Raw genomic sequence first — 4,610 nt, 5'->3', positions numbered from 1 at the left:
GCCGAGCACGCCGGCCGCGGGCACGTGGTAGCTCAGGGTCCGCCCGCGCGTGCCCTCGCACGGGATCGACTTGTGCTGGACGTTGCCGAGGTGGAGGTTGCCCTGCAGGGCCTGCAGGTCGAGGGCCGTGCCGCCGGCACGGAAGACGCCGACCGGGGTCGGGGAACCGATCCGGGCATTGGCCGCGCCGATCTCGACCAGCTGTCGGCTGCCCCCGGCATCGATGAGGATCTCCAGGGCGATCGCCTCCGACGTCGCCTTCCTGCTGGTCGCGGTGCCCCGCACCCTGCCCAGGGCGATCGATCCCAACCCGGGGATCCGGATGGGCGCGGTGGCCGACTGGAGAACCGTGAAGATCTCGTTGGCAGCCTCGTGGGTGCCCTCGAAGACCGTGTCGGTCACCTGGTTGAGGGGCTCGAGCAGTGCCTCGAGCGGCGTGCCGGCCAGGGGGGTGCCATCGAGCAGCTCGAGCCTGATGCGGGCGAAGTCGAACGACTCTCGGTGGCCGAAGCCCTGCGGGGTGTGGAACGCGTCGGCCTTGGTCGTCAGGCCCTCGATCACCAGGGTCGGCGTCCTGACGCCGCCGATCTCGCCACCGAGGCGGATGTCCCCGATGGTGTTGGCGCCGCGGACGCCGTGGGTCCCACCCTCGAGGTAGGTGTCGGTGACGCTTCTGCTCGCCGCGATGTTGATGAGGGGGTTGTCCGGCACGCTGAGCACCGACGTCTGCTCCGCGGACTGCTCGATCGCTCGCGTGCATCGCAGCTGCGCGTGCGCGTCCTTGAGGTTGAAGGCCTCCACGTTGTCGGTCACCAGCTTCACGCCGTACACGTCGGCGCGATAGCCGAAGTTGGTCAGGGTGGGGGCGGTGCGTTCGCTGCCCGTGGTGGCGCCTGCTGGGGCGATCCCTCCCGCAACCGTGACCGCCAGGGCGGAGGTTGCTGCCAGGCCGAGGGCGACGCAGGAGGTCAACTTGCTCACGAGGGGGCTCCAGGGGATCGATGCGTGGTCTCGCCTACGGTGGCGGCGACTCGGGCATGGGGTAACTCAGTGTTACAGCAAAGCCGGGGCCGTGGAATGTGTCTCCGGACACACTGATGAGACCTGCGGAGGAGACAGCGCGGCGCTCTGTTCCCCGAGCGAGGGTGAGGTGGTCGGTGCCCCTACTAGGATTCGAACCTAGGCTTCCGCCTCCGGAGGGCGGCGCTCTATCCCCTGAGCTATAGGGGCTCGTGAGGCGAGCGCAACCCTACAACCGGCCGGTCCCGGCCGTGAAACCGGTGTGAGGGCGGGCCGCCCACGCCGATAGGCTGGACCGGTGACTCCTGAGCAACTCTCCGCGACCATCGTCGATGCGCTGGCCGCCCTCGTGGCCGACGGCGCGATCACGCTGCCCGACGGCGTGCCGACCCGGGTCACCGTGGAGCGTCCGCGACAGAAGGGTCACGGCGACTACGCCACCAACGTCGCGCTCCAGCTGGCGAAGCAGGCCGGCACCAACCCGCGGGCGTTCGCCGAGCTCGTCGCGAAGAAGCTGACCGAGAGCGACGCCATCGCCGACGTCGAGGTCGCGGGTCCCGGGTTCCTCAACATCACCGTCGACGCAGGCGCGCAGGGCCAGGTCGCCACCGACATCGTGGCGGCAGGGGAGTCGTACGGCGCCTCCGACGCGTTCGCCGGCGAGAAGATCAACCTCGAGTTCATCTCGGCCAACCCGACGGGTCCGCTGCACCTCGGCCACACACGCTGGGCCGTCCTCGGTGACGCGATTGGGCGGGTGCTGGAGGCATCGGGCGCGGACGTGACTCGCGAGTTCTACATCAACGACCGCGGCAACCAGATGAACCTTTTCGGTGCATCGGTGGAAGCCGCAGCCTTCGACCAGCCGATTCCCGAGAACGGATACCAGGGCGGCTACATCCTCGATCTGGCGAGGAAGCTGGTGGCCGAGGATCCCGGTCTCCTCGAGCTGCCGGAGGGCCCGGATCGGACCGTCGCCTTCCGCGAGGCTGCCTACGGGGCGCAGCTGGCTGAGCAGCGCGAGCAGCTGGAGCTGTTCCAGACCCATTTCGACGTCTGGTTCTCCGAGCGTGCGCTGCACGGGTCCGATGACGACACCGAATCAAGCGTGGTCACCGGCCTGCAGAAGCTGCGGGACCAGGGCCACCTCGTCGACAACGACGGCGCGCTGTGGATGCGCACCACCGACTTCGACGACGACAAGGACCGGGTGCTGATCAAGTCCAACGGCGACCTGACCTACTTCGCGAGCGACACCGCCTACTACGTCAACAAGCGGGAACGTGGCTTCGACCGCTGCATCTACCTCCTGGGCGCCGACCACCACGGATACGTCAACAGGTTGCGGGCGATGGCCGCGTGCACTGGTGACGATCCCGACCGGAACATCGAAGTGCTCATCGGGCAGCTGGTGAAGATCATCAAGGGTGGCGAGGAGATGCGGCTGTCCAAGCGGGCCGGGACCATGGTCACTCTCGATGAGCTCGTCGAGGAGATCGGTGTCGACGCCCTGCGTTACTCGCTCGCCCGCTACCCGGCCGACTCGCCTCTCACCCTCGACGTCGAGCAGATCACCAAGGCGAGCAGCGACAACCCGGTCTTCTACGTGCAGTACGCCCACGCCCGGACCAACGCGATCCTGCGCAATGCGGCCGACCTGGGCCTGGCGCCCGAGTCGCACCCCGACCTGCTCGTCCACGAGAAGGAGGGCGAGCTGCTCCGGGCCCTGGCCGAGTTCCCGCGGGTGATCACCGCGGCGGCGGAGCTGCGCGAACCGCACCGCATCGCCCGCTACCTCGAGGCGACCGCCGGCTCCTACCACCGCTTCTACGACAGCTGCCGCGTCCTGCCGATGGGCGACGAGGAGCCGGGCGACCTCCACAAGGCTCGGCTGACGCTCGTGCAGGCGACGAAGACGGTGCTGGCCAACGGCCTCCACCTGCTCGGAGTCTCCGCGCCCGAGCGGATGTGAGTCGTGCCCACCTCGCACCCGTCCGGTTGGGCGCACGCTGACGGCGCCCTCAGCCACAATCGTCCGGGCGGCCCCACGTGGCTGCGCGAGCCCAGCGACCCCAACGAGATCGTCCCGCTGCTCTGGTCGAGCACCGCGGAGAAGACCGACGGCGTGCTGAGCGTCGGCGGGGTGGCGGTCACCGATCTGCTGGAGCAGGAGGGCAGCCCGGCCTACGTCCTCGACGAGGCCGACTTCCGCGCCCGCGCCCGTGCCTTCAAGGACGCGTTTGCGGCCTACGACGTCTTCTACGCAGGCAAGGCGTTCCTCTCCACGACCACGGTGCGCTGGCTGGCGGAGGAGGGGCTGCACCTCGACGTCTGCTCGGGCGGCGAGCTCACCGTCGCCGAGCGGGCCGGCTTCCCGATGGCGCGCATCGGCTACCACGGCAACAACAAGACCGAACGCGAGCTCGCGCGGGCCCTCGAGCTCGGCGTGGGCCGGATCATCGTCGACTCCTTCGGTGAGATCGAGCGGCTCGAGCGGCTCACGACAGGCACCGACCTCCGGGCCCGCGTGATGATCCGGATCACCGCCGGCGTCGAGGCGCACACCCACGAATACATCGCGACCGCGCATGAGGACCAGAAGTTCGGCTTCTCCATCACCAGCGGTGACGCGTTGGAGGCCGTACGCCGCGTGCACGACGCCGAAGGTGTCGAGCTGCTCGGCCTGCACAGCCACATCGGCAGCCAGATCTTCGACTCGTCCGGGTTCGAGGTCGCGGCGCGCCGCGTGCTCGCGCTGCACGCCCGGGTCAGCGAGGAGATCGGCGTCGAGATGGCGGAGATGGATCTCGGTGGCGGCTTCGGCATCGCCTACACGACCCAGGACGATCCGAGCGACCCGGCGCAGCTGGCCACCGAGATGTCCAGGATCGTCGAGCACGAGTGCAAGGCGCTCGGGATCACCGAGCCGCGACTCAGCATCGAGCCCGGCCGCGCGATCGTCGGCCCGGCGATGTGCACGGTCTACACCGTCGGCACGGTCAAGGAGGTCGCGCTCGACGGCGGGCTCGTGCGTACCTATGTCTCCGTCGACGGCGGCATGAGCGACAACATCCGCACGGCGCTGTACGACGCCGACTACTCCGCGACGCTCGCCAACCGCATCTCCGTGGCAGCGCCGGTGCTGGCCCGGGTGGTGGGCAAGCACTGCGAGGCCGGCGACATCGTGGTGAAGGACGAGTTCCTGCCCTCCGACATCGCCCCCGGCGACCTCGTGGCCGTCCCGGGGACCGGCGCCTACTGCCGCTCGATGGCCTCCAACTACAACCATGCGCTGCGACCTCCGGTGATCGCTGTGCGGGACGGGAAGATCTCCGTCGTGCTGCGCAGGGAGACTGAGGACGATCTGTTGGCTACTGACGTGGGTGCGTGATGGAGAACAAGCGACTGAAGGTCGCCGTGCTGGGCTGTGGTTCGGTCGGTTCACAGGTGGTGCGGCTGCTCATGGAGCAGGCCGATGACCTGACGGCCAGGGTCGGTGCCCCCGTCGAGCTGGTCGGAGTCGCCGTACGCCGCCTCGATGCCCAGCGCGACGTGGACGTGCCGGCAGACCTGCTGACCACCGACGCGGC

3 protein-coding genes, 1 tRNA gene and 1 pseudogene are annotated in these 4,610 nt (G+C 69.1%); 3 read left to right on the top strand and 2 right to left on the bottom strand.

The features are described 5' to 3' along the window. Both RMO85_RS00815 and RMO85_RS00810 read right to left on the bottom strand, forming a co-directional pair. Window positions 1-981, bottom strand: a 981-nt coding sequence (locus RMO85_RS00815; protein WP_310525844.1) for a hypothetical protein, incomplete at its 3' end; no start/stop codon positions are given. A 177-nt stretch (window positions 982-1,158) separates the two neighbouring features. After that, a tRNA-Arg gene (locus RMO85_RS00810) sits at window positions 1,159-1,230 on the bottom strand. Window positions 1,231-1,318: 88 nt separating this feature from the next. Between RMO85_RS00810 and argS the strand changes: the two genes are divergently transcribed. From argS to RMO85_RS00795, 3 genes and pseudogenes are all read left to right on the top strand, one after another. Next, window positions 1,319-2,992 (top strand): arginine--tRNA ligase, encoded by a 1,674-nt coding sequence (argS, locus tag RMO85_RS00805; protein WP_310525843.1) that lies wholly within the window; start codon window positions 1,319-1,321, stop codon window positions 2,990-2,992. 3 nt (window positions 2,993-2,995) lie between these two features. Next, window positions 2,996-4,411, top strand: coding sequence for a diaminopimelate decarboxylase (gene lysA / locus RMO85_RS00800; protein WP_310525841.1), 1,416 nt, complete (start codon window positions 2,996-2,998; stop codon window positions 4,409-4,411). After that, window positions 4,411-4,610 (top strand): annotated as a pseudogene (locus RMO85_RS00795) (homoserine dehydrogenase); the annotation flags it as partial. The gene lysA and the pseudogene RMO85_RS00795, both read left to right, overlap by 1 nt.

It is taken from the genome of Nocardioides sp. (genome assembly GCF_031422975.1).
GTDB lineage: Bacteria > Actinomycetota > Actinomycetes > Propionibacteriales > Nocardioidaceae > Nocardioides.
Note: the sequence above shows the minus strand (reverse complement) of the source record. Positions and strands in the feature narration are given on the sequence as shown.